General features: G+C 59.2%; 21 protein-coding genes. 15 read left to right on the plus strand and 6 right to left on the minus strand.

All coding sequences use genetic code 11. From position 1 onward, the window contains the following. Positions 1-265: 265 nt before the first annotated feature. The 10 genes from serS to AB5Y84_RS14990 all read left to right on the plus strand — a co-directional run bounded on the left by serS (position 266) and on the right by AB5Y84_RS14990 (position 9,896). Entirely contained in the window at positions 266-1,561 is a 1,296-nt protein-coding gene (gene serS / locus AB5Y84_RS14945; protein ID WP_005337087.1) for a serine--tRNA ligase, read from the plus strand. Between the two features lie 188 nt (positions 1,562-1,749). Next, positions 1,750-2,238: a CvpA family protein gene (locus tag AB5Y84_RS14950; RefSeq protein ID WP_005337086.1), complete on the plus strand. Its 489-nt coding sequence runs from the start codon at positions 1,750-1,752 to the stop codon at positions 2,236-2,238. A 21-nt stretch (positions 2,239-2,259) separates the two neighbouring features. Beyond that, positions 2,260-3,780: an amidophosphoribosyltransferase gene (gene purF / locus AB5Y84_RS14955; protein ID WP_368177262.1), complete on the plus strand. Its 1,521-nt coding sequence runs from the start codon at positions 2,260-2,262 to the stop codon at positions 3,778-3,780. Positions 3,781-3,985: 205 nt separating this feature from the next. Further along, entirely contained in the window at positions 3,986-4,744 is a 759-nt protein-coding gene (locus tag AB5Y84_RS14960) for a tRNA-(ms[2]io[6]A)-hydroxylase (RefSeq protein WP_368177263.1), read from the plus strand. 303 nt (positions 4,745-5,047) lie between these two features. Continuing rightward, a complete protein-coding gene (gene adk, locus AB5Y84_RS14965; RefSeq protein ID WP_005337083.1) occupies positions 5,048-5,692 on the plus strand; it encodes an adenylate kinase in 645 nt (214 codons plus the stop codon). A gap of 97 nt (positions 5,693-5,789) precedes the next feature. Beyond that, the gene (gene hemH / locus AB5Y84_RS14970) at positions 5,790-6,764 is read left to right on the plus strand and encodes a ferrochelatase (protein ID WP_368177264.1); all 975 of its coding nucleotides are present in this window, start codon (positions 5,790-5,792) and stop codon (positions 6,762-6,764) included. Between the two features lie 34 nt (positions 6,765-6,798). Then, positions 6,799-7,191 (plus strand): MAPEG family protein, encoded by a 393-nt coding sequence (locus AB5Y84_RS14975; RefSeq protein ID WP_064338136.1) that lies wholly within the window; start codon positions 6,799-6,801, stop codon positions 7,189-7,191. Between the two features lie 186 nt (positions 7,192-7,377). After that, positions 7,378-8,682 (plus strand): inosine/guanosine kinase, encoded by a 1,305-nt coding sequence (locus AB5Y84_RS14980; protein WP_005337079.1) that lies wholly within the window; start codon positions 7,378-7,380, stop codon positions 8,680-8,682. Positions 8,683-8,863: 181 nt separating this feature from the next. Then, positions 8,864-9,226 (plus strand): DUF2750 domain-containing protein, encoded by a 363-nt coding sequence (locus AB5Y84_RS14985; protein ID WP_005337077.1) that lies wholly within the window; start codon positions 8,864-8,866, stop codon positions 9,224-9,226. A 175-nt stretch (positions 9,227-9,401) separates the two neighbouring features. Then, the gene (locus AB5Y84_RS14990; RefSeq protein WP_368177265.1) at positions 9,402-9,896 is read left to right on the plus strand and encodes a hypothetical protein; all 495 of its coding nucleotides are present in this window, start codon (positions 9,402-9,404) and stop codon (positions 9,894-9,896) included. Here the strand turns inward: AB5Y84_RS14990 and AB5Y84_RS14995 are convergent. Then, the gene (locus AB5Y84_RS14995; protein ID WP_236095571.1) at positions 9,859-11,499 is read right to left on the minus strand and encodes an EAL domain-containing protein; all 1,641 of its coding nucleotides are present in this window, start codon (positions 11,497-11,499) and stop codon (positions 9,859-9,861) included. The two genes, AB5Y84_RS14990 and AB5Y84_RS14995, sit on opposite strands and share 38 nt — an antisense overlap. A gap of 189 nt (positions 11,500-11,688) precedes the next feature. Between AB5Y84_RS14995 and glgC the strand changes: the two genes are divergently transcribed. Continuing rightward, positions 11,689-12,963 (plus strand): glucose-1-phosphate adenylyltransferase, encoded by a 1,275-nt coding sequence (gene glgC, locus AB5Y84_RS15000; RefSeq protein WP_005337070.1) that lies wholly within the window; start codon positions 11,689-11,691, stop codon positions 12,961-12,963. Positions 12,964-13,046: 83 nt separating this feature from the next. On the opposite strand, the gene AB5Y84_RS15005 is transcribed toward glgC, so the two are convergent. Both AB5Y84_RS15005 and AB5Y84_RS15010 read right to left on the minus strand, forming a co-directional pair. Further along, complete coding sequence (locus AB5Y84_RS15005; RefSeq protein ID WP_368177266.1) at positions 13,047-15,044, minus strand: hypothetical protein; 1,998 nt, start codon at positions 15,042-15,044, stop codon at positions 13,047-13,049. Positions 15,045-15,239: 195 nt separating this feature from the next. Next, on the minus strand, positions 15,240-15,791 hold the full coding sequence (locus AB5Y84_RS15010; protein WP_005337065.1) for a lipoprotein: 552 nt from the start codon (positions 15,789-15,791) through the stop codon (positions 15,240-15,242). Between the two features lie 241 nt (positions 15,792-16,032). Between AB5Y84_RS15010 and AB5Y84_RS15015 the strand changes: the two genes are divergently transcribed. Further along, positions 16,033-16,803 (plus strand): hypothetical protein, encoded by a 771-nt coding sequence (locus tag AB5Y84_RS15015; protein ID WP_107683119.1) that lies wholly within the window; start codon positions 16,033-16,035, stop codon positions 16,801-16,803. A 12-nt stretch (positions 16,804-16,815) separates the two neighbouring features. Here AB5Y84_RS15015 and AB5Y84_RS15020 read toward each other — a convergent pair whose 3' ends face one another. The 3 genes from AB5Y84_RS15020 to AB5Y84_RS15030 form a co-directional block, all read right to left on the minus strand. Beyond that, entirely contained in the window at positions 16,816-17,277 is a 462-nt protein-coding gene (locus tag AB5Y84_RS15020) for a DUF2919 domain-containing protein (protein WP_042023947.1), read from the minus strand. 148 nt (positions 17,278-17,425) lie between these two features. Then, positions 17,426-18,373 carry a magnesium/cobalt transporter CorA gene (gene corA / locus AB5Y84_RS15025; protein WP_005337059.1) on the minus strand — a complete coding sequence of 316 codons (948 nt, stop codon included), beginning with the start codon at positions 18,371-18,373 and terminating at the stop codon, positions 17,426-17,428. Between the two features lie 293 nt (positions 18,374-18,666). Beyond that, entirely contained in the window at positions 18,667-20,310 is a 1,644-nt protein-coding gene (locus tag AB5Y84_RS15030; RefSeq protein ID WP_368177267.1) for an electron transfer flavoprotein-ubiquinone oxidoreductase, read from the minus strand. A 169-nt stretch (positions 20,311-20,479) separates the two neighbouring features. Between AB5Y84_RS15030 and AB5Y84_RS15035 the strand changes: the two genes are divergently transcribed. From AB5Y84_RS15035 to serC, 3 genes are all read left to right on the plus strand, one after another. Further along, positions 20,480-21,232, plus strand: coding sequence for an electron transfer flavoprotein subunit beta/FixA family protein (locus tag AB5Y84_RS15035; protein ID WP_149153098.1), 753 nt, complete (start codon positions 20,480-20,482; stop codon positions 21,230-21,232). Then, positions 21,229-22,155: an electron transfer flavoprotein subunit alpha/FixB family protein gene (locus AB5Y84_RS15040; RefSeq protein WP_368177268.1), complete on the plus strand. Its 927-nt coding sequence runs from the start codon at positions 21,229-21,231 to the stop codon at positions 22,153-22,155. Before AB5Y84_RS15035 ends, AB5Y84_RS15040 begins: the two co-directional genes overlap by 4 nt. Before the next feature lie 225 nt (positions 22,156-22,380). After that, positions 22,381-23,469, plus strand: a complete 1,089-nt coding sequence (gene serC, locus AB5Y84_RS15045; protein WP_368177269.1) for a 3-phosphoserine/phosphohydroxythreonine transaminase — start codon at positions 22,381-22,383, stop codon at positions 23,467-23,469. Positions 23,470-23,683: the final 214 nt, after the last annotated feature.

Below are 23,683 nucleotides of genomic sequence, written 5' to 3' on the forward strand. Positions count from 1 at the left end.
TGAATATGCATGACGGTTTGCGTGCCAAAGTCGGTAAAAACGACACAAATAGTCCCTGTTCGGGCGGGGGGGCGGTCTGCTACACTGCCCGTCTGACCCCGCTTGTCTTGGCCTTGCGCCATCTTCTTGATCTCGAAGGCCTGATTGTTGAGGCCCGATTCTGAAGACGATTGGGGTGCGCCAACCGATGTTAACTTCCGGATCTGTTTCCCAGCCCGTCATGACGACTCAGGCCCAGATCCCATTTTAAAAAAGTAGGTAAACCATGCTGGATCCCAAATATCTGCGCAGCGATATCGAAGAGGCTGCCGCTCGTCTGGCGACACGTGGCTACGTTCTGGACGTAGCGGCTGTCAACGCTCTGGAAGAGAAACGCAAGGATCTGCAGTCCCGTACCCAGGAGCTGCAGGCCGAGCGCAACGCCCGCTCCAAATCCATCGGTGAAGCTGCCCGTCGTGGTGAAGATGTTGCCCCGCTCAAGGCCGAAGTGACCAAGATCAACGACGAGCTGGAAACCAGCAAGGTCGAGCTGGATGCCCTGCTGGCCCAGCTGAAAGCCATTGCCGACGCCATCCCCAACCTGCCGAGCGAGACCACTCCGGTGGGCCGTGACGAGAACGACAACGTGGAAGTGCGCCGCTGGGGTACCCCGCGCGAGTTCAGCTTCCCGGTACGCGATCACATCGACCTGGGCGAAGCGGCCAAGGGCGTTGACTTCAAGAATGGCGTCAAACTCTCCGGTACCCGTTTCGTGGTGATGAAGGGTCAGATTGCCCGTCTGCACCGTGCCCTGGCTCAGTTCATGCTGGATCTGCACACCCAGCAGCACGGTTACACCGAGTGCTACGTGCCCTATCTGGTGAACCCGGACAGCCTCTATGGCACCGGTCAGTTGCCAAAATTTGCCCAGGACCTGTTCAATACCGGTATCGAAGGCGAAGGGGAAGAAGAGGGCAAGGTGCGCAAGTTCTCTCTGATCCCGACCTCCGAAGTGCCGCTTACCAACATGGCCCGTGACGAGATCTTTGACGCCCAAGAGCTGCCGATCAAGATGACCGCCCACAGCCCCTGCTTCCGCTCTGAAGCCGGTTCCTACGGTCGTGATACCCGTGGCCTCATCCGTATGCACCAGTTCGACAAAGTTGAAATGGTACAGCTGGTTCACCCGGAGAAATCCTGGGATGCGCTGGAGGAGATGGTGGGTCACGCCGAGAAGGTGCTGCAACTGCTGGAGCTGCCGTATCGCGTGATGGCGCTCTCTACCGGTGACATGGGCTTCTGCGCCTCCAAGACCTACGATCTGGAAGTGTGGCTGCCGGCCCAGAACACTTACCGCGAGATCTCCTCTGTCTCCAACTGCACCGACTTCCAGGCGCGCCGCATGCAGGCTCGCGTGCGTATCGACGGCAAGCCGCAGCTGCTGCACACCCTGAACGGCTCCGGTCTGGCAGTGGGTCGTACCCTGGTTGCCGTGATGGAGAACTACCAGCAGGAAGATGGGCGCATCGCCATCCCGGCTGCGCTGCAATCCTACATGGGTGGCCTGACCCACATCGGGTAAGTTCACGCCGCAGACCACAACGCCATGGCATTGCCATGGCGTTGTGCATTCTGGCGCCGATCAACCGTTTTAGTGCTGAAAAAAATGCGGTTTTTCGGCGTCGCTTTGAACAGTTAACACATTTTTATCAAGCAATGCGCAATCGTTTTTGTTAGACTGCGCCGCAATTTCGCAGGACATCTTTTTCTATGGTCTGGATTGATTACGCCATCATCGGCATCGTCGGTTTCTCTGCTCTCATCAGCCTGGTGCGCGGCTTCGTCAAGGAGGCCATGTCTCTTGTCACCTGGTTCGTCGCCTTCTTTATTGCCAGCCATTTCTATCCCGATCTCGCTGTCTATTTCACCTCCTTCTCCGACGCGCTGGTTCGCAACGGTCTGGCCATCGCGGCGCTGTTTGTGGCGACCCTGATCCTCGGCAGCGTGGTCAACTATGTGGTGGGCCTGTTGGTGGACAAGACGGGTCTCTCCGGTACCGATCGGGTGCTGGGGGTCTGCTTCGGTGCAATTCGCGGGGTGCTGATCGTCAGTGCCCTGCTTTTTTTCATGGATACCTTCACCAGCCTCTCCCAGAGCGACTGGTGGGTGGCGTCCAAGCTGGTGCCGGAGTTCAAGCCGGTGATCCAGTGGTTTTTCGGGTTCATGTTGAACTCATCCAGTTTTCTTAAACAGGTATAGTGACTTCGAGGTAGCAAAGACATGTGTGGTATTGTCGGTATAGTTGGCACCACCCCCGTCAATCAGGCCCTCTACGACGCCTTGACGGTGTTGCAGCACAGGGGACAGGATGCCGCCGGGATCGTGACCATTGATAGTGGAAACTTCCGGCAACGCAAGGCCAATGGCCTGGTGAAGGACGTGTTTGAAGTGCGCCACATGCAGCGTCTGCAAGGGAACATCGGCATAGGTCATGTCAGATACCCCACCGCAGGCAGCTCAAGTGCCGCAGAAGCCCAACCTTTTTATGTGAACTCGCCCTACGGCATGGTGCTGGCCCATAACGGCAACCTCACCAACGCCAAGGAGCTCAAGGAGCAGCAGTTCAAGGTCGCCCGCCGTCACATCAACACCACCTCCGACTCGGAAGTGTTGCTGAACGTGCTGGCCCACGAGCTGGATTGTTGTGACAAGATGGCGCTGCGCCCCGAAGATATCTTCGCCGCGGTGCGCAGAACCCATCAGCAGATCCGCGGTGCTTATGCGGTGGTCTCGCTGGTGATTGGTCATGGTCTCATCGGTTTTCGCGATCCCAACGGTATTCGCCCGCTGATCCTCGGTCGTCGTCAGGACGAGCAGGGCCAGGTGGAGTACATGCTCGCCTCCGAGAGCGTGGCGCTCGACGCCATCGGTTTCGAGACGGTGCGGGATATTGCGCCGGGTGAAGCCATCTACATTACCGAGCAGGGTCAGCTCTTCTCCGAGCAGTGTGCGGAGAACCCGCAGATGAGCTCCTGCATCTTCGAATATGTCTACTTCGCTCGTCCCGATTCGTGCATCGACAAGGTCTCGGTCTACGCCGCCCGCCTCAACATGGGTCGCAAGCTGGGTCAGAAGATTGCCCGCGAGTGGGAAGATCTCGATGTCGATGTGGTTATCCCCATCCCCGAGACCTCCTGTGACGTGGCGCTAGAGATCGCTCACACTCTGGATCTGCCGTACCGTCAAGGCTTCGTGAAGAACCGCTACATTGGCCGTACCTTCATCATGCCGGGCCAGACCCAGCGCAAGAAGTCGGTGCGTCGCAAGCTCAACGCCATCAGCTCCGAATTCAAGGGCAAGAAGGTGTTGCTGGTGGACGATTCCATCGTGCGTGGTACCACGTCCGAGCAGATCATCCAGATGGCCCGTGAAGCAGGGGCAGCCAAGGTCTACTTCGCCTCGGCGGCGCCGGAAATTCGCTTCCCCAACGTCTATGGCATCGATATGCCCACCGCCAACGAGCTGATCGCCCACGGCCGTGAAGTGGAAGAGGTGTGCAAGCTGATTGGCGCTGACGGTCTGATTTTCCAGGATCTGGAAGATCTGGAAGCCGCCGTGCGGGAGATCAACCCGGATCTGCGTCACTTCGAGACCTCGGTGTTCAATGGCCACTACGTCACCTCCGACGTGAACCAGTCCTATCTGGACCACCTCAATGCCCTGCGCAACGATGACACCAAAGCGGTGCGTGAATGGCAGGAAGGCACCAGCAATCTGGAAATTTTTAACGAAGGCAGTTAAACGTTTGCGGTTTTGCCGGATGGGATAGCGAGATGGGGGCCTGTGGCCCCCATTGTCGTTTCTACCTAACACGGGCAGAAGGGGGAGGAGATATCTGTTTGAAAAATATCCGCTTATCTTGCCGGATATGGGCATGGCCAGCGGGATCCGCTAGCATAGGCGGCAACATATATGACCGATACGCTTTTAAGAGACGAGAGTTCAGATGGATGATCTGTTAGCCCCAGTGCGCCAGTTTTTGCAGTGCGAGACCCCGGATGAGTGGGTGGAGATGGCGCGGGATCCGGCCCGTTTACCGACCCTGCTCATCGATCACGCCAACTGCGAGACCAAGGCCGCACTCACGGCCCACAGTCTGGTGCGCCGCTACTGCCTGCCCAAGGGCAAGCGCCATCTGCTGCCCAAGCTGGAGTTCTATCGCGAGCTGGATGCCATTCCGGAGAAGGCCGAGATCCTGGGCAAACGCAGCATGGGAGAGTCTGATCGCACCGTCTTTGCCGAGCTGGAACGCAATCCGCTGCTGTTTCCCATGGTGCGACTCATTCAGGAGGAGCTGCACCACTTCGAGCAGGTGCTGGAGATCATGCAGGCCCGCGGCATCGAATACGGGCCGGTGACGGCCTCCCGCTATGCCCGCCAGTTGATGCAGCATGTGCGCACCCATGAGCCGGCCACCATAGTCGACAAGATGATCATCGGCGCCTATATCGAGGCCCGCTCCTGCGAGCGGTTTGCCAAGCTGGCACCCCATCTGGACGAAGAGCTGAGCCGCTTCTACGTCTCTTTGCTGCGCTCCGAGGCGCGCCACTATCAGGATTACCTGAGCCTGGCCGAACAGTATGCGGGGGAGGATATCAGCGAGCGGGTGGCCTTCTTTGGCAAGCTGGAAGCCGAGCTAATCTGCTCGCCGGATTCGCAGTTCCGGTTTCATAGCGGCCTGCCTGTCACATCTGACAGTTGTTGACGCACAGGGGGCAAACTACTATTGCCCTGTTCCTACTACGAGCGACAAGTAGTTACTTTTGAGCGCAATTCCCGGCCCTGAGCCGGGATCTTTTTTTCTGTCGTACCTCCTCCCTGCTTTTGGCGCTCTATGCTGAATCCCTGGCTATTTTTGCGTCTTCCCCTTGCGATGAAATCCTGTTCGATCAGCCGGTTATTGTGGTGATAAAGTGCTCATTCAAGTGGCTCACCCTTGTAGAAACGGGCGAAACCGTGTACTTTTTTGCCTTCGCAAGATTTGAATAACCAATCAATAGGAGCGTGTATGCGCATTGTTCTGTTGGGGGCTCCGGGCGCCGGCAAAGGTACCCAGGCTCAGTTCATCATGGAAAAACACGGTATTCCCCAGATCTCCACCGGCGACATGCTGCGTGCGGCGATCAAAGCGGGCACCGAGCTCGGTCTGAAAGCCAAAGCTGTGATGGACGCAGGTCAGCTGGTCTCTGACGACATCATCATCGGTCTGGTCAAAGAGCGCATCGCTCAGCCGGACTGCGCCAAAGGCTTCCTGTTGGACGGTTTCCCGCGCACCATTCCCCAGGCGCAAGCCATGAAGGACGCCGGTGTCGTGGTTGATTTCGTGCTGGAGTTCGATGTGCCGGACGAAGAGATCGTCAAGCGTATGAGCGGCCGTCGCGTTCACTCCGGCTCCGGCCGTACCTACCACGTGGTGTTCAACCCGCCGAAAGTGGAAGGCAAGGATGACGTGACCGGTGAAGATCTGGTGATCCGCGCCGATGACGAAGAGACCACAGTACGCAAGCGTCTGGATGTATATCATCAGCAGACCGCGCCGCTGATCGGTTTCTACGGCAAAGAGGCGGAAGCGGGCCACACCCGTTACGTCAAGATCGACGGCACCCAGCCGGTTGATCTGGTCAGCAAGCAGCTTGCCACCATTCTGGGCTGATCTTTGCTGCCGGCACTGTTTCCCGTGCCATCAGATAAATAAAGAGAAGGGCCCTGTCGGGCCCTTTTTGCATATGACAGATAGACAGGAAGCCAACGTGACCACGAAAACCGGAATATTGCTGGTCAATCTGGGTACCCCAGCCGCACCGACCACCGCTGCCGTCAAAGCGTTCCTCAGCCAGTTCCTGCACGATCCCCGTGTGGTGGACCTGCCCCGTTACCTCTGGTGCCCGCTGCTCCACTTCATCATCTTGCCGACGCGCTCGCCCAAAGTGGCCAAGCTCTATCAGCAGGTGTGGACCGAGCAGGGCTCGCCGCTGATGGTGATAAGCAAGCAGCAGCGTGCTGCACTGGAGCAGGAGCTCAAGCGGGAGGGGGTCGATGTGCCGGTGGAGCTGGCGATGACCTATGGTTCCCCGTCAGTGAATGATGGCTGGCAGGCGCTCAAGGCCAAAGGGGTCAACCGGGTGATCCTGTTGCCGCTCTATCCGCAATATTCGGTCAGTACCACCGCCTCGGTCTTTGATGCCTGGGGCAAGGCGATGAAGAGAGAGCGCAATCTGCCGGTGGTACGGCTCATTCGTGATTATCACGCCCATCCCGAATACATTCAGGCGCTGGCCATGAGCGTGCGCCGTCACTGGGAGCAGCACGGTCAGGGTGATCACCTGCTGATGTCGTTCCACGGTATTCCCGAGCGCTACGAGAACGAAGGGGACCCCTATGGTCACCAGTGTCGCCATACCGCCAGCTTGCTGGCCGAGGCGCTCGGGCTGGAGGCCGGGCAGTGGACGGCCAGTTTCCAGTCCCGCTTTGGCAAGGAGGAGTGGCTCAAGCCCTACACAGACGTGACTATCGCTGGCCTGCCGGCCGCCGGGGTCAAGCGACTCGATGTGATTTGCCCCGCCTTTGCCGCCGACTGCCTCGAAACCCTCGAGGAAATTCAGGTACAGAACCGGGAGATCTTCATGGAGGCCGGTGGCGAACGGTTTGAATATATTCCGGCCCTCAACAGCGATCAGGCCCACATCAGGATGATGGTCTCTCTCATTTGCCGCGAATTGGCATGAGTGACCGGCAGTCAGTCAAACAAGGAGTCGAGTCATGGTACATATCACGTTGATTTACGCAGGTCTGCTGGGGCTGTTGTTTCTGGGGCTCTCCTTCTGGGTGGTCAGACGCCGCGCCCAGTTTGGGGTGATGATAGGGCAGGGGGAGGCCCCCGAGCTGCTGGCGGCGATCCGGGCCCACGGCAATTTTGCCGAGTATGTGCCGTTGACCCTGCTGTTGATGGCGCTGTGCGAGCTCTCCGGTGCCGGTGCGCTCTGGCTGCATGCCGGTGGCGCCATGTTGTTGGTCGGCCGCATCCTGCATGCCATTGGCATCCAGATCCCCAAAGCCCCCAATGTGCCCCGTTTTCTGGGCACCTTGCTGTTCTGGCTCGCCCTCGGCCTCTTCTCGCTGCTGGCCCTGTTGCAGGGGATGGCGGCCGCCTGAAAACCGACGCTTTTTTATGCTATAGAGCCACCCCGGGCGGGGTGGTTTTTTTATGGTGAAAAGGCAAACGTTTTTCCTTGCAAGCCTTGTCTATACTGACTCCATTATTTAAACAGGGCGACTTTTCGGGGCGGCGGATTGTGTTAAAATCCCGCCCCTCTTTCCCCCAGAGCACAGAACATTGCCATGAAATTTCCCGGTCAGCGCAAGTCCAAACACTACTTCCCTGTCGACAGACGCGATCCCCTGGTGCCGCAAAATCCCCTGTTAACCGAGCTGGGTAAAGCCTACGTGGTCGGGATTGATCAGACCCTGGTTGATATTGAAGCCCATGTGGATGAAGACTTTCTGACCCGTTATGGTCTGAGCAAGGGGCACTCCGTCGTCATCAATGACGACGTGGCCGAACGGATTTATGACGAGCTCAAGGCCAACAACATGGTAGTGAGCGAGTTTGCCGGTGGCACCATCGGCAACACGGTACACAACTACTCGGTACTGGCCGATTCCCACTCCATTCTGCTGGGTGTGATGAGTCAGGATATTCGCATCGGCTGTTACGCCTACCGTTATCTGTGCAACACCTCTTCCCGCGTAAATCTGGACTATCTGCAGCCGGTTGATGGCCCCATCGGCCGTTGCTTCACCTTCATTACCGAGTGCGGCGAGCGCAGCTTCGGCATCAACGCCGGCAAGATGAACCAGCTGGATGTGCAGCACATTCCGGAGGATGTGATTAAGGGGGCGTCTGCCCTGGTGATCACCGCCTATCTAGTGCGTGGTGACGATGGTGACCCGATGAAAGAGGCGGCCATGACCGCGGTGCGTTATGCCCGCGAGGCCGGTATTCCCGTGGTGCTGACCCTGGGCACCCGTTTCGTCATCGACGAAAACCCCCAGTGGTGGCGCGACTTCATTGCCGAAAACGTGACTGTGCTGGCGATGAACGAAGACGAAGGTGAAGCCCTGACCGGTATCGCTGATCCGCTCGGTGCGGCCGACAAGGCGCTCGACTGGGCCGACATGGTGCTCTGTACTGCTGGCCCCATCGGCCTCTACATGGCGAGCTACACCGATGAGGACTACAAACGCGAGACCACTCATACCCTGTTGCCGGGCGTTATCCCCGAGTTCAACATGTATGAGTTCAGCCGCCCGATGGCCCGCGCCAAGTGCCGTAAACCGGCCCGCATCTACTCCCACATCTCCCCGTACATGGGTGGCCCGGAGAAGATCAAGAACACCAACGGGGCAGGGGATGGCGCGCTTTCCGCCGTGCTGCACGACATGGTGGCCAACTCCTATCACCGGATGAATGTGCCCAACTCCGCCAAACACATCTCCGAGTTTCTGACCTACTCCTCACTGGCCCAGGTGTGCAAATACGCCAACCGCGTCAGCTACGAGGTGTTGGCCCAGAGCAGCCCACGTCTCTCCCGCGGTTTGCCGGAGAAAGAGGACAGCCTGGAAGAGGTTTACTGGGAGCGTTGATCTCCTGAATCTGCAAGACGCCTCCATCGGGAGGCGTTTTTGCAGGCAAATGGGGGGTTATCCCGGCTTTTTTCCCGGAATAACCCCAATATGCTTGAGTCCATGTCACTTTTGCGACACCATTTGGCCATCGTATTGTCGCCCGACAATGCCGCAGCACCCGAAAGAAAGAGAGAACCCCATGAGCATGCTTAACGACAATCTTGACGCCAATTTCCAACTTTTTATCGAACAAGTCCGCGAGTCGGGTCAGGTGTGGGGTCTGCGCTATGGGGAAGACTGGGTCGTCTGCCGTTCTGCCGAATTTGAAGATGCCGACGTGATGCCGCTCTGGTCTGCCGAAGAGGACGCCCGTCTGCACTGCGTCGACGAGTGGGCCGATTACGAGCCGGAAGTGATCGATCTGGAAGAGTTTCTCGATATCTGGATCAACGATCTGGATGAAGACGATGTACTGGTCGGCCCGAACTGGAACGCCGATCTGGAAGGCCAGGAGCTCGAACCCATCGAGCTGGCCAAGGCACTGGTTGAACTGGACGCCTGAAAGCGCCTCCATTGATGGCCTGAACGCACAGGCCATCGGGACAAAGACCGGCATCCGTGAGGGTGCCGGTCTTTTTTATGGTCGAATGGCCCGATTGATGAGTTAAAAGCCGATTTGCCTTTGCACCTGTCAGGGGGATGGTCCATCATCAACCTTTTGCCAAGGGAGGAGCGCCATGTTTGTATTCGACGTAACGGGAGCTGCGGGTGAGAAAGCCTGCATTCGGGTGCAGGCGCTGGATTGGGCGCAAGCCGGACCTGTGACCTTCCAGTGCGATGATGATCAGCTGGCGGTCGTGCTCCTGAGCGGTTGTCGTTGCGATGCGGTGGGCTTTTTCAATCTGTTGGCGGGGTGCAAACCCCTCTATATCGAGCAGTGGCTCAGCTATCTGCAGGAGAGTGGTCGCATTGGCAAGTGGAGCCATCAGACCGAGAGTCCCGCCGATGGGGACTATCTGGCCAGAGCAGGTCTGGAGCACGATGAACTCAATACCCTGCTTGGTCAGGTCTATCAGGTGGCGGGGTTCAATCGCCTGCAAATCAACCGTTACCTCAAGAACCGCCACAACCCCACCACACTGGCAACCCGTTACGATCAGAAAGAGCTGGAGCGCTATCGCCAGCTCAATGACATCATTCTGACCCTTTTGAAGCTGAAGCATCCTCAGTAAAGAGCCCCAGCTGGCTGATATCCGGTCGCAGCGGTTGCGGCCGGGCGATCAGATAGCCCTGCAAGCCATCGACGTACATCCCCTGCAGCAGCTGTTTCTGACCAAGCTGTTCCACCCCCTCTGCAATCACCTGGCATCCCATCCGATGTGATACATCGACGATCATCCGCACGAACTGCTGGTTGGTCTGATCCTGCTCCAGCCCGGTGATCAGGGCAGGGTCCAGCTTGATGTAGTCGGGCTTGAGCTCGCGAAACAGGGTAAAGGAGCCGATCCCCTTGCCGAAATTGGCGATGGCCGAGCGACTGCCGTTGCGACGCAGCAGTTCAAACACCCGCTTGGCGCCTGTCAGGTTGCGTTCCAGATGCTCTTCATCCAGTTCGAACACCAGATTGGCGCTGGTATTGGGATCTTTGAGCAGCTGGCGGTCAAGCCAGATCAGGAAGGCGCTGTTTTGCAGCAAGTTGGGAGAGAGATTGATCCCCCAGCGACTCTGGTTGGCACCAAAGGCCCGGTACTGGCGCATGATGTGGGTAATGACCAACTGCTCCAGCCGCATCACCATATCGAGCCGCTGTGCCATGGCAAACAGGGTGTCGGTGGGCAGGGCAGTGCCGTCATTGCCGCTGAAGCGGGTGTAGATCTCGTTGTAGGCCAGCATGCTACGGTGCAGTGGCTGGATCGGCTGGTAGGTAAAGCTGAGGCGCTCCTGCGCCAACACCTCGGTCAGCACCTCGCGCCAGTGGTGTTGCCCCTGTAGATCGGAGGCGCTGTCATCCTGCTGGATGGCCCAGCCGTTGATGGTTTCGGTCTGGGCGCGAGCCAGCGCCAGATCCGCTCTGGCCAGTACGGCTTCGATCTTCTGGCCGCTGCTGAGCTTGGTCAGACCCGAGTAACCGGTGCTCTCCAGCTCGTGCTGATCCTGATAGTGATCGAAGGCCACCTTCAAATCCTGTCCCAGCAGATGGGGAGGAATATTGGCCACCGGTTGCACCAGCACGGCGAAATCGGCCCCCGAAATGCGGTAGACCTGATTGCCCGGGAAGCGGCTTACCACCCGCTTGATAAGGGCCGCCATGTCCTTGATGTAGGCATCACCAGACTGGAATCCGCGCTGGGCGTTGATCTTGCCAAGCTCGGTGGCACGGATCAGCACCAGGGTCGCGGTCTGGGTGTCCTGATCCCGTTGCAGCAACTCGGTCATGTCGCGGCGAAATGCATGACGATTGAGTAGCTGGGTCAGCTCGTCGGTGGTGGCCAGGTTGCTGAGCTCGGTCAGCTGGCGATGGGCGCTCTGCTCGGCGCTTTCGAACTGTTCCAGCAGCTGTTGCAGTACCTCCTGGGAGGCGGGCTCATCGAGTTGTGAGGGATCCCGCCCTCTGATCGCCTTGACCCAGGTGAGCTCCTGATGCTGGAGCATGCCATCCATGGTGCGGATGGCCAGCATCAACAGCAGGATCATGCCAAGCAGTGTGGTGGCCAGAATAATGGCCAAAGTGAGCGGTGTGCTCTGAAGGGCCAACCAAACTGCTTGCAGGAGCAGCAGGGGTATGGTCACTATGGTGGCGATCAGAAAGAGGGTACGTCCGAGCTTGTGAACCATCTTGTCATCCTTGAAGTGGCTGCTTTGTGGGGGAATTTTAACCAAGCTGGCGGAGCAAAGCATGCTATTCCTCGCAACTCGGTGAAAAGGGTCAATTGAGATCGGTTAAATGTGAGTGAAACCACTTTCACAGGTGCAGAAACAGGCGAAGATGAGTTGAAAATAGATCAAACAAGGCAGAGGTAAATCATGTTGTTAGAGCCCGAAAATAGTGCCAAAGCACGACAATTATTGAACCAGAGTATGGCACTGGTGCTGGCGGGTGGACGTGGTAGTCGCCTGAAGCAGTTGACTGACAACCGCGCCAAGCCTGCCGTCCATTTCGGTGGCAAATTCCGGATCATTGATTTTGTGCTCTCCAACTGTATCAACTCGGGGATCCGCCGCGTTGGTGTAGTCACCCAATACAAATCTCACAGCCTGCTGCGTCACCTGCAATCGGGCTGGTCCTTCCTGCGTTACCAGATGAACGAATTCATCGACCTGCTCCCTGCCCAGCAACGGGTGGATGAGGTGCACTGGTATCGCGGCACCGCCGATGCCATCTATCAGAACGTCGATATCATCCGTGACTACGGCCCCAAATACCTGGTGGTGCTGGCGGGGGATCACATCTACAAGATGGATTACGCCGCCATGCTGCTCGACCATGTGCGCCTTGGTGCCAAGGTGACGGTCGCCTGTATCGAGGTGCCGCGGGCCGAGGCATCCGCCTTCGGGATCATGGATATCGACGAGCAGCGCAAGATCCGCGCCTTCGTCGAAAAACCGGCCAATCCGCCCGCCATGCCAGGTTGCGAAGATCGCTCGCTGGCCTCCATGGGGATCTATATCTTCGAGGCGGAGTACCTCTACCAACTGCTGGAGGAGGATATTCACAATCAGGACTCCAAACACGACTTCGGGATGGATGTGATCCCTCGCATCGTGGAGGAGGGGATGGCATTTGCTCACCCCTTCAACATGTCCTGTGTCGGGGCGCGTGAGGGGCAAAAGCCCTACTGGCGTGATGTAGGTACGCTGGACTCCTTCTGGGAAGCGAACATGGATCTCGCCTCCGTGCTGCCCGAGCTCGATATCTACGATCAGAACTGGCCCATCTGGACCAGCCAGACCCTGACGCCACCGGCCAAGTTTGTGCAGGACCGCAATGGTCAGCATGGCATGACCATCAACTCCATGTTCTCGGGCGGTACCATCGTCAGCGGGTCGTTTGTGCTCAACTCGGTGCTCTTTACCAATGTGCGGGTGCACTCCTTCTGCACCCTGGATCAGGCCATCATCTTCCCCGGGGTCGAGATTGGCGCCGGTTGCCGTCTGCGCCGGGTGGTGGTGGACAAGGGATGCGTGCTGCCCGATGGGCTGGTGGTTGGCGAGAATGCCGATGAGGATAGCCGCCGCTTCTACCGCTCCGAGCAGGGGATTGTGCTGGTGACCAAGGAGATGTTGGACAAGCTGGTTTGAGGAAGTCCTTGAAACTGTGTCAGACGCTGTAATGCAAAGGGAGCCAAGTTGGCTCCCTTTTTCATGCTGGTGAATGGCGAGGATTATTCGCTGACCACCGCTTTGGCGGCCATCACCATGGCGGTGCCGTGCTTGCCACCGGCGGCGGTCACTTGCGGTACGCCATCTTCGTCGGTATCGCTGCCGGCACCTTCGATGATGTTCTCGCCGGAGTCACCGATCCACTCGGCCATCTGCATGCCACCGTTGACGGTGCCACGGAACCAGCTGACGTACTGACCGGTCAGCTTGGCCAGCTCCAGCTCGGGCGCCTTCTCGGCCCCTTCGTTGCGCAGGTTCAGCATGGCAGAGCGCAGGGCGCCGGAGATGGCTGCTTGGGTCCAGGGGGTGTATTCACCCTGTTTACCCGCCAGCCAGGTGCCCGCCTTGTCATTGAAGTAGGCCTTGTCGGCAGCGATAAACAGCTCGCGGGCGGCAGTGCGGTACTTGGCATCGGAGGTAGCGAGGAACGCGGCGGTCAGACCACGGATGGCGGCGAACTGCGCATCGATGGAGTGGCCGGCATCGAGCTTGCCACCCAGGGTGATGCCATCATGCACCAGACCATTTTTGCCCTTGAGGTTGGCAAGGATGAAATCGGCCTGCTTGCGGATAAGCTCAAGCGCCTCTTGACCCTGCTTGGTCTTGAGGTTCAGCTCGCCATTGTCACCGGCGGCGTAACCGACCGGCAGCGCGTCCTGAGCGCGCTGGAAGATCTGCAGGGCGACCAGTGCGTAAGCGGCGTCAAAGGTGGTGACGTGCTTGCCCTGTTTGCCTGCCTGCCAGCTGTCGACCAGGGTGCCAGCCTTGGTATCAAAGTGCAGGGCTGCCAGGTTCTTGAAGGTGAGGTTGGAGAGATTGATCGCCAGCGAGAAGGCATCGCTGCCCGCGACCGCTTTGCCCAGGTCATTGGTCTTGTTGGCAGCCGGTGCGGCGGCAAACGGCGCACCGTCAAACACGGCGTGGAAGGCCGGGTTCTGGTTGGTGTTGGCGCTGCGCTGATCGCTGAAGGCATAGAACTCGGAGAGCGGCCACAGCATCATCCAGGCATCGCGCAACTGGGCGGAGCCATCCATCACCTCCAGCTTGCCGATGGCACCGGCATCGTTGCTGCTGGTTTCGGTCACTTTCACCTGATGGGGGAAGTAAATCACGCCCTTGGCCGGATCGTACTGCGGGGTAATCTTGGCACCCAGTTGCTTGCCATCGAAGCCAAGCTGGTTCTGCATGATGGCCAGCTTGTCGATGGATTGCTCGGTCAGCATCATGCCGTTGAAGCCATCGGCGGCAGAGACGCCCAGCTTGTGCTTGCCATCCTGATCCATGGTGGCGGAGGCGGCTTCTACCTCTTCATCGGTTTCGGCTACGTGCATGCCGCCGAGGAAGTCCTGAGACCACATCACCTCTTTGAGCAGGATGCCGCCCACGGCTGCGGGCACCAGCAGGTTGTCGCTGCCGCTCCAGCGCAGGGTGCTGTAGTCGCGGAAGTAGGCGGGCACCTGGGTCTTGACGGTTTTCTCGGTCCCTTTGGCGGTCTTGATGGTGATCTGGTCGCCATTGACCGGGGTGGCGTTGACGGCCTGGGCAAACTCCGGATTGGCGGAGGCGTAGGGCAGGGAGAGGGGATACATGCCCTGCGGCACTTCATCCGCCGGGAAGCCAACGGCGTCGGCCATGGCCAACACCCGTTGCCCCAGAGAGGCCATGGTGCCGCCACGGGCCAGGTTTTGCGGCCCGTTTACCAGATGAGGACCCATGCCGGATTGGTAGTTGAGGGCGTACATCGCCTCTTCGGAGTATTCGTAGGATTCGATGCCGGCAGCGAAGTCGAACGGGGTCGGCTCATCGGCACGGTTGGCATCCAGCACATCCAGATCCAGCCCCAGCGCTTCGGCCAGCGGCTCACCGGAGAGCTCGAATTCGGTATAGGCCAGCATGTTGGCGGCGGTATTGAATGTCTTATCTTCGACCTTGACGGCAGCGTGTGCGGCGCCGCTGATCAGTGCGCAGGCGATCGCCTGAACCAGTACGGTTTTTCTCATGTCCCTTCTCACCATTGGTTTTATTATTGACGCTTCTCATGACGAATCTAAATGAGAATGGTCTGCATTATGCTGTGTTGGCGGGGACTTGAGAAGTAAAAAACCGCCCCATTCGGCTGCACGTTAAACCGGATGTGCGCTGTCGAAGAGGACGGTTATCTGTTTATTGCGCTGAAAGTGCCGGTGCGGCGGCGATCAGAGCAGCTTGAACGGGATGACCAGACGGCCCGGTTCCACCTTGAGGGCTTCGACCTTCTCCTTGATCCTGGCTTCGTTCTTGCGGCTGCTGTCGAGGCGATAGACCGGAGTCTGCGACAAGAACAGGGAGAGCGACTGATTGAAGGTGGGCAGCAGCGGGGTGAGGGCGGCCCCGATATCGGCCGGCTCGGTCTTCACCGAGACCAGCTCAAGGTCGCGCAGATAGATGGCGCCTTGATCGGCCACATAGTCCGGACGGGCGCTCAAAGCAAAGCGGATCTTCATCTGCTGGCTGCCAAGGGGGCTGCTCACCTGCAGGTCGCCAGCGGCGTCCAGCTCGATGCGATCTGCTTGTTTGCGGCCGATACGGCTCTGCATCTCATCCAGACGGATCTTGCTCGACATGATGCCGGGGATCCCCAGCTGTTTTTCAAAAGAGACCTGATCTTTGAGGTACTGGTTGATTTCGGCCTCGCTGACGTTGTACTGGGTCAGGGAGCAGGCCCCCAGCAGCAGGGCGAGGGGGAGTAACAACAGCTGTTTCAACATGATGGATTCCGCTTGGGCAACTATGATGGCGCTATCTTACGCGATAACGGGCGTGGAATGAGAGCCTCATACCCTGGGAAATCACGGACTTGCTGCATTCCCGATTGTTTTTTGGCAACCGCCGGGTTCATCATCGACGAGTGAGCGGAATAAGGTAGAGCTGTTTGCTGCGGGTGTGGGTCTACGCCTGAGCAGAGAGAGAACAGAGAGCGAGAAGAGCACAGAGAACGAGGAGATCGCAATGGTTCGGATGGGCAAGGTTGGTCGCAGGGCGCTGTTGTGGCTTGGCTGCATGATGGGACTGTGGAGCCCGTTGCTGTGGGCCGAGGTGAAAGTGATCCCGGTCTTCGAGGCGCAGGCGGCGGTGCAGACCCTCAAGGAGATCTATCCCCAGCTTGGGGTCAGCGCCATGGGTAACCAGTTGGTGCTGAGCGGGACGCCAGCCCAGCTGCAGGAGGCCGAAGCCACGCTGGCGCAGGTCAATCAGCCGCCGCAAAGTCTGCTTATCGAGTGGCGGGTGGAGGGCGCTGCCAGCAGTCAGCAACTGGGGGGCTCAATCAGTCGCGACGAGGCCAAACGGCAGTGGCTGCTCGATGGCAACGCCCAGCACTACCAGCGCAGCCAGAACGACAGCTGGCAGGTGCGGGGGCTGTCGGGTCGTCCCGTGCTGCTGCAGATGGGCTCCTATCAACCGGTGACTTTCTACCAATGGAACGGGGGGGCTGTGGTGGGAATGATGCCGCTGGTGAACGGCCTCTATGCCACGGCCACCTTGATTGGCGATCGGGTGCAGATTGCGCTCAGTAGCGAACAGGCGAGGCTGGAGCAGGGCACCATCAATCGTGGGCAGAGTGCTACTGAGGTGAGCGGGGTCCCTGGCCAGTGGCTGACGGTGGGGGAGCTCTCGACCAGCTCGGCAGATCAGGGGAGCAGCCTCGGCACCCAGCTACAGGGTGGGCGAGGCAGCCAGAGCGAGCGCCAGACCCTGCAGATCCGGGTCACTCGTCAATAGGTGTCAGCCCCGTCAGTGGGGCTGATCTGCGGCATATTCTCGTAGCTGGCGACTGCGCAGCAGATACCAGAGCGCCCAGAGGCTGGCGACCAGCACCAGTGCGGTGGGCCAGCTGAACGACCACTTTTGCAGATTGAGGCTGTGCAGTTGCATCAGCAGGCCGCTGACGGCAGAGCAGAGCAGCAGCAGCGGGCTGTGGCGCCGTAGTCTGGCGCGAATGCTCTGGGTCTGCTGATAGGTGCCCCCGCAGGCGAGCAACGCCAGCATGGCGGGCACGTCGGTCAGCAGGCTGATGTAGAGGGTGATCTTGTCCGGATAAAAGAGGGTCAGGATCTCGCTGCCGCTCTCGCGGGTCACTCCCGCCATCAGAAAGAGCCAGACCGAGCGTGTCAGCAACAGGGCGATGGGCCAGAACCAGAGGGGCGGGCGCAACTGGCCGTGATCGTCATATCGGTGTTCGGGGTAGAGGGTCATGGTTGCCCGTTATCCACTTGAATTGAGTGATGGAAGGGATATGGGGCGACGAAGCGTCCTTTGCAAGGCGTTGGGCGTGGCGCAAATTAATCGGGGGGCCATGCCCCCCAATCCGTTTCTTCAGATATCGCGGTGCGCGTCGGCGGCGTTACAGCCAGCCTTTGCGCTTGAAGAAGAGGCCGGTGCCGAGCGATGACATCACCATCAGCACCAGTGACATGGGATAACCATACTCCCAGGCGAGCTCCGGCATGCGGCCGAAGTTCATGCCGTAGATACTGGCGATCAGGGTCGGCGGCAGGAAGATCACGGCGGCTACCGAGAAGATCTTGATCACCTTGTTCTGCTCCAGATTGGTCACCCCCATGGAGGCCTCCAGCTGGAAGTTGATCTTGTCGAACAGGAACTGGGTGTGGGGCAACAGGGATTCCACGTCGTGCAGCATCTCGTCGATCCACTTGTTCTGCTCAAGGCTCATGCGCTGGCGCAGGCTGCGTTTGAGGAAACGCAGGGCGCGGCGGGTATCGTGCAGAGAGAGACGGATCTGGCCGTTGGCCTCTTCCTGCGCCATCAACTCTTTCAGCATGGGGTTGATCTGATCCGGCTCGAAGATCTGATCGGCGGTGTTTTCCAAGGTCTTGTAACCATCTTCGATAAGGTCGGAGAGGTACTCCACCTTGAGGTTCTGCACCTCCAGCAGGATGTCGAGGGCATCCTCCACCTCCAGCCGATCCTGGCGCATATAGTGACGCAGCAGGCGCACCAGCCCGATGTCATCTTCACGAATGCTGATAAGCAGGTTGTTGCGCAGGGTAAAGGAGACGTGGACACCCTTAGTGTCACGACCGATCCGCTGGGGAAACAGGGAGTGAATGTGCAGACCATCGGTATCCCAGTAAAAACGGGCGGATGCTTCGATGTCGTCGAGCTCTTCCTTGTCGGGGACCTCTTCCAGGAACAGGCCCGTCAACCATTCTCGCTCTGCCGTGTCCGGCTTGTAGGCATCCAGCCAGACCGTGTTGTCAGGTACTATGTCGTCAGGCCCGAGCGTGACTATATCCAGCACCTTGTTGTTGAGAATGTAGGCGGTGATCATCTGTCCCCCCTTAAAAAGTCATGGGTAATCAGGGATGGTTGCACAGGTCATGCGGCCTTAGATCGCTGCAGAAGGCGATCCCGTGGATAAGCAGATCGGGCCGATGGAAAACCTGAATGCGGCGAACTATACAGGGGCGGGCCGCGCTTGTCAGGGGCTATTCATCAGGGATTCAGCTTGTTTGTTCAAAAAAACAGCGAGGTCGGATCACCTGAGTGGCTATGCGGGGTAGAACCCAGCTTTTGGTTGGGGGAGGGCTAGCTGGGGCTGCTTGTTGCCGCTGCCCCGCTTCATCACATATTCGGATAATTGGGCCCGGAGCCCCCTTGTGGTGGCGTCCAGATAATGTTTTGACTGGGATCTTTAATGTCACAGGTCTTGCAGTGAATACAGTTGGCTGCGTTGATTTGCAGTTTGGCCGCGCCTTCCATTTCCAGCACTTCAAACACCCCGGCCGGGCAGTAGCGTTGGGCGGGTTCGGCCCAGGTGGGCAAATTGACCTCGACCGGAATGCGCTCGTCCTGCAGCTTGAGGTGGCAAGGCTGATCCTCGTCGTGACTGGTGTTGGCCAGATACACAGACGAGAGCTTGTCAAAGCTCAGTCTGCCATCGGGTTTGGGGTAATGGATGGGCTCGCAGCGGCTGGCCACGCGCAGCTGACGGTAGTCGTGAGCCTTATCGAGCAGCTTGAAGGGCGAGTTTGCGCCAAACAGCCGTTGCTCCAGCAAGTTGAAGGCACCGCCCAACCAGGGACCATAGCGGTGAAGCGCCGCGCCGAAGTTGCGCGCCGCCTTGAGTTCGCGGGCCAGCCAGCTCTGGTGCAGCTCGTCACCATACTGGGCCAGATCCCGGCCCCCTTCATCGCCCCCCCGTAGAGCCATCGCGACGGTTTTTGCCGCCAGCATCCCCGATTTCATGGCGGTGTGGATCCCCTTGATGCGGGAAAAGTCGAGGGTGCCCGCATCACAACCGATCAGCAGGCCGCCCGGGAAGTGCATGCGGGGCAGGGCGTGCCAGCCCCCCTTGGTGATGGCGCGGGCGCCATAGCTGATGCGCTCCCCATCTTGCAACACGCCGGCGATAAGCGGGTGATGCTTGAGGCGCTGGAATTCGTCGAACGGGCTGAGCCAGGGATTCTGGTAGTTGAGATCGACAATCAGCCCGACTGCCACCTGATCCCCCTCCATGTGATAGAGATAGAAACCGCCGTGGCTATTGCCGCCCCCCTGCTTGCCAAGGGGCCAGCCACTGCCGTGCAGCACCTGTCCCGCTTTGCCTTGGCCAGCAGGCAGTTGCCACAGCTCCTTGAAGCCGATGGCATAGTGCTGGGGCTGGGTAGGGCTTGCCAGGTTGAAGTCGGCGATCAGCTGCTTGCCGAGATGGCCGCGGGCCCCCTCGGCAAAGAGGGTGTAGCGGCCGAGCAGCGCCATGCCGGGCACATGATCTGCTTTCGGATTGCCCGCCCGATCCAGCCCCAGATCGCCGGTGATGACCCCCTTGACCCGGCCCGCGTCCATGATAAGTTCGCTGGCGGTAAACCCTGGGTAAATTTCGACTCCCAGTTTTTCCGCCTGTTGGCCAAGCCAGCGGCAGAGATTGCCGAGGCTGATGATGTGGCAACCCTCATTGTGCATCCGGGGCGGCACCGCCCAGGCGGGGAGTTGCAGGGAGCGTTGCTCGCTTTGCAGCAGATGCACCTGATCGTCGCTGACCAGCACGCCGAGCGGCGCTTGCTGCCAGCCATCCGGCAGCAGCTCTTCCAAGGCGACGGGATCAAACAGGGCGCCGGAGAGCAGATGGGCGCCAATTTCCGTCCCCTTCTCCAGCAGGCAGACAGAGAGATTGGCATCCTGCTGTTTCAGGGCGATGGCTGCACTGAGCCCCGCCGGACCGCCGCCGACGATGACGACATCAAATTCCATTGCTTCCCGTTCCATCTTGCCTCTGCGCTCTGGTTGGCCTAGGGTAATGCTGGTAGTTTACGTAAACGTAAAGCAGTTGTAAGCAAAACTGAGCAAGAAAAAGCAAAAAATCAGGGAAGAACGTACTGCAACAAACGCAGAGGCACACTAATGAATTCAATCCAAAGAGACGAGGCATGACCCCATGAAGCTGCTGGTCGCGATCAAACGGGTAGTCGACTACAACGTCAAGATCCGGGTGAAGGGAGACGGCTCCGACGTGGAGCTGGCCAATGTGAAGATGGGGATCAACCCCTTTTGTGAAATTGCGGTGGAGGAGGGGGTCAGGCTGCGCGAAGCCGGGGTTGCCAGCGAACTGGTGGTAGTGACCTTTGGCCCTGACGCTGCCGCCGAGCAACTGCGCCATGGGCTGGCGCTGGGGGCGGATCGGGCGCTGCATTATGTCACCGATGAGACACTCGCCCCGCTGACTGTCGCCCGCGCCTTGCACAAGGTGTGTGAGCAGGAGCAGCCGGATCTGGTGCTGCTCGGCAAGCAGTCCATCGATTCAGACAACAATCAGGTGGCCCAGATGCTGGCTGCCCTCAATGATTGGCCGCTGGCGACCTGCGCGTCAGCCCTCAAGGTGGAAGCGGGAGAGCTGCTGGTGACTCGCGAAATCGACGGTGGCCTCGAGACCCTGGGCATGCCGTTGCCTGCGGTGGTGAGCGCCGATCTGCGTTTGAATGAACCGCGTTTTGCCTCGCTGCCCAACATCATGAAGGCCAAGCGCAAGCCGCTTGATAGCGCTCCGTTCTCGACACTCGCCGTTGAGGTGGCCAACCAGACCCGTTTGCTCGGGGTGATGGCGCCGCCAGCCCGCAGCGCCGGGATCAAGGTGGGCTCGGTGGACGAGCTGGTGGACAAACTCAAACACGAAGCGAAGGTGCTGCCATGAGCGTGCTGATCATTGCCGAACATCATCAGGGCCATCTGGCCGACAACGTGGCACAACTGGTGACCGCCGCCGTCTCCATCGGCGGTCAGGTTGACCTGCTGTTGCTCGGGCAGGGACTGACCGAGGCGGGTGAACAGGCGGCAGCCCTCAGCGGTGTCGACGAGGTGTTGCTTGCCGAACATCCCCGCTTGGCTGACGGGCTGCTGGATGGGGTGGACAAGCTGCTGGCCAGCTGGTGCGAAGGTTACAGCCACTGCCTGATGGCGGCGAGTGCCATGGGCAAGGCGTTGCTGCCACAGGTGGCGGCACGGCTTGGGGTGGAGATGCTCTCCGAGGTGACGGCTATCGAGAGTAGCGACACCTTCCTGCGCCCCATCTATGCGGGCAATGCCATTGCCAGAGTGGCAAGCTCGGCGCCCGTCAAAGTGATGACGGTGCGGGCCACAGCCTTTGCCAAGGCGGCGACGGGCGGGCAGTCTCCCATCGAACGCTTGGCCGTGCCCGAATTCGCTGGTCGTACCCGGCTGGTCGAGCGCCGCGCGGTGCGCTCCAGCAGGCCCGAACTGACCGCCGCCCGGGTGGTGGTCTCCGGTGGCCGGGCACTGGGCTCCAAGACGCAGTTTGCTTTGATAGAAGCGCTGGCCGACAAGCTGGGCGGTGCCGTGGGGGCATCGCGGGCCGCTGTTGATGCAGGATATGTTGCCAACGATCTGCAGGTGGGGCAGACCGGCAAGGTGGTGGCACCCGAGCTCTATATCGCGGTCGGTATTTCGGGCGCCATCCAGCATCTGGCGGGGATGAAGGAGTCGAAGGTGATCGTGGCCATCAACAAGGACAGCGATGCCCCCATCTTTCAGGTGGCGGACTACGGTCTGGTGGGGGATCTCTTCACCCTGCTGCCGGAGCTCACCGCCAAACTGTAGATTTGTCAGAAATGGCTGAGCTGTGGTCGTTTATGCGTTCTGCCTGTCATTTCTGTGCATGTTCCCTGCAAGCCCTGACCCGTTCGGGGCTTTTTCTACTGCAAGGGGGATGCAGAGTGACGGTAAAAGGTTGAGCCAGCTCCCAAAAAGCCTTTGATCCTGTGGCTGCTCTTGTGTAAAACCTGACAAGTCATCGATTATTCTCATCCACTCACGGAAAGCGTCATGAGCAAACAGATTTACAACTTCTGCGCCGGCCCCGCCATGCTGCCGGTTGAAGTCATGGAGCGCGCCCAGCGCGAATTTTGTAACTTCCAGGGGCTGGGAGCCTCGGTCATGGAGCTTTCCCATCGTGGCAAGCCCTACATGGCGGTGGCCGAGAAGGCCGAAGCGGATCTGCGTGAGCTGCTGGCGGTGCCGGACAACTACAAGGTGCTGTTCATGCACGGCGGTGGTCGCGGCCAGTTCTCTGCCGTGCCCATGAACCTGCTGGGCGGTGCCAACAAGAAGGCGGACTTCCTGCTGACCGGCGTCTGGTCACAGAGCGCGGTGGATGAAGCCAAAAAGTATGGTGATATCCAGACCTTCCAGGGTGTTGCCAAGAACGAGCAGGGGATCACTCACCTGCTGCCGACGCCGGCGTTTCGCGCCGATGCGGCCTATGTTCACTACTGCCCGAACGAAACCATCGATGGCATCGAGATGTTCGACATCCCGGCCACTGGTGAGGTGCCGCTGGTAGCGGATCTCTCCTCCACCATTCTTTCTCGTCCCCTCGACGTGAGTCGCTTCGGCATCATCTATGCCGGGGCCCAGAAGAATATCGGGCCGTCCGGGCTTGCCATCGCCATCGTGCGCGATGACTTGCTGAACCAGGCGAGAGCCGATGTGCCCTCGATTTTCGACTACAAACTCACTGCCAAGAACGACTCCATGTTCAACACGCCGCCCACCTACGCCTGGTATCTGGCCGGTCTGGTGTTCGAGTGGCTGAAAGAACAGGGTGGCCTCGAGGCGATGGAAGCGCGCAACAAGGAGAAGGCCGACTTCCTCTATGACTATCTCGATCAGTCGAGCTTCTATGGCAATCAGGTTGATGTCAGCTGCCGTTCGCGGATGAACATCCCGTTCCAGCTGAAAAATGCCGAGCTGGACGAGCAGTTCCTGGCCGAATCGGAAGCCGCTGGCCTGCTGGCCCTCAAAGGACACCGCATTGTCGGTGGCATGCGCGCCAGCATCTACAATGCCATGCCGCTGGAGGGAGTGAAGGCCTTGGTGAGCTTTATGGATGGCTTTGCCAAACGCCACGGCTGAGAAGAGAGTACTCACATGCTTGCTGGCGGCCTCTCGTGACAACCCGTGAGCCGCTTCCAGCTATTGCAGTGATTCAAGACGCCGGGGATACCCCGGCGTCTTTTTTTCAACAGAAGCAGTGCGCTGGCGTTTGCCGTGCGATTTCCCCTGAAAGTGCCCTTGCCGAGCGGGACGCAGGCTGTTAACGTCCGGACAGGCGTTTATTTTTGAGATA

Origin of the sequence: Aeromonas sp. s11, assembly GCF_040907945.1 — a bacterium.
Taxonomy (GTDB): domain Bacteria; phylum Pseudomonadota; class Gammaproteobacteria; order Enterobacterales; family Aeromonadaceae; genus Aeromonas; species Aeromonas veronii.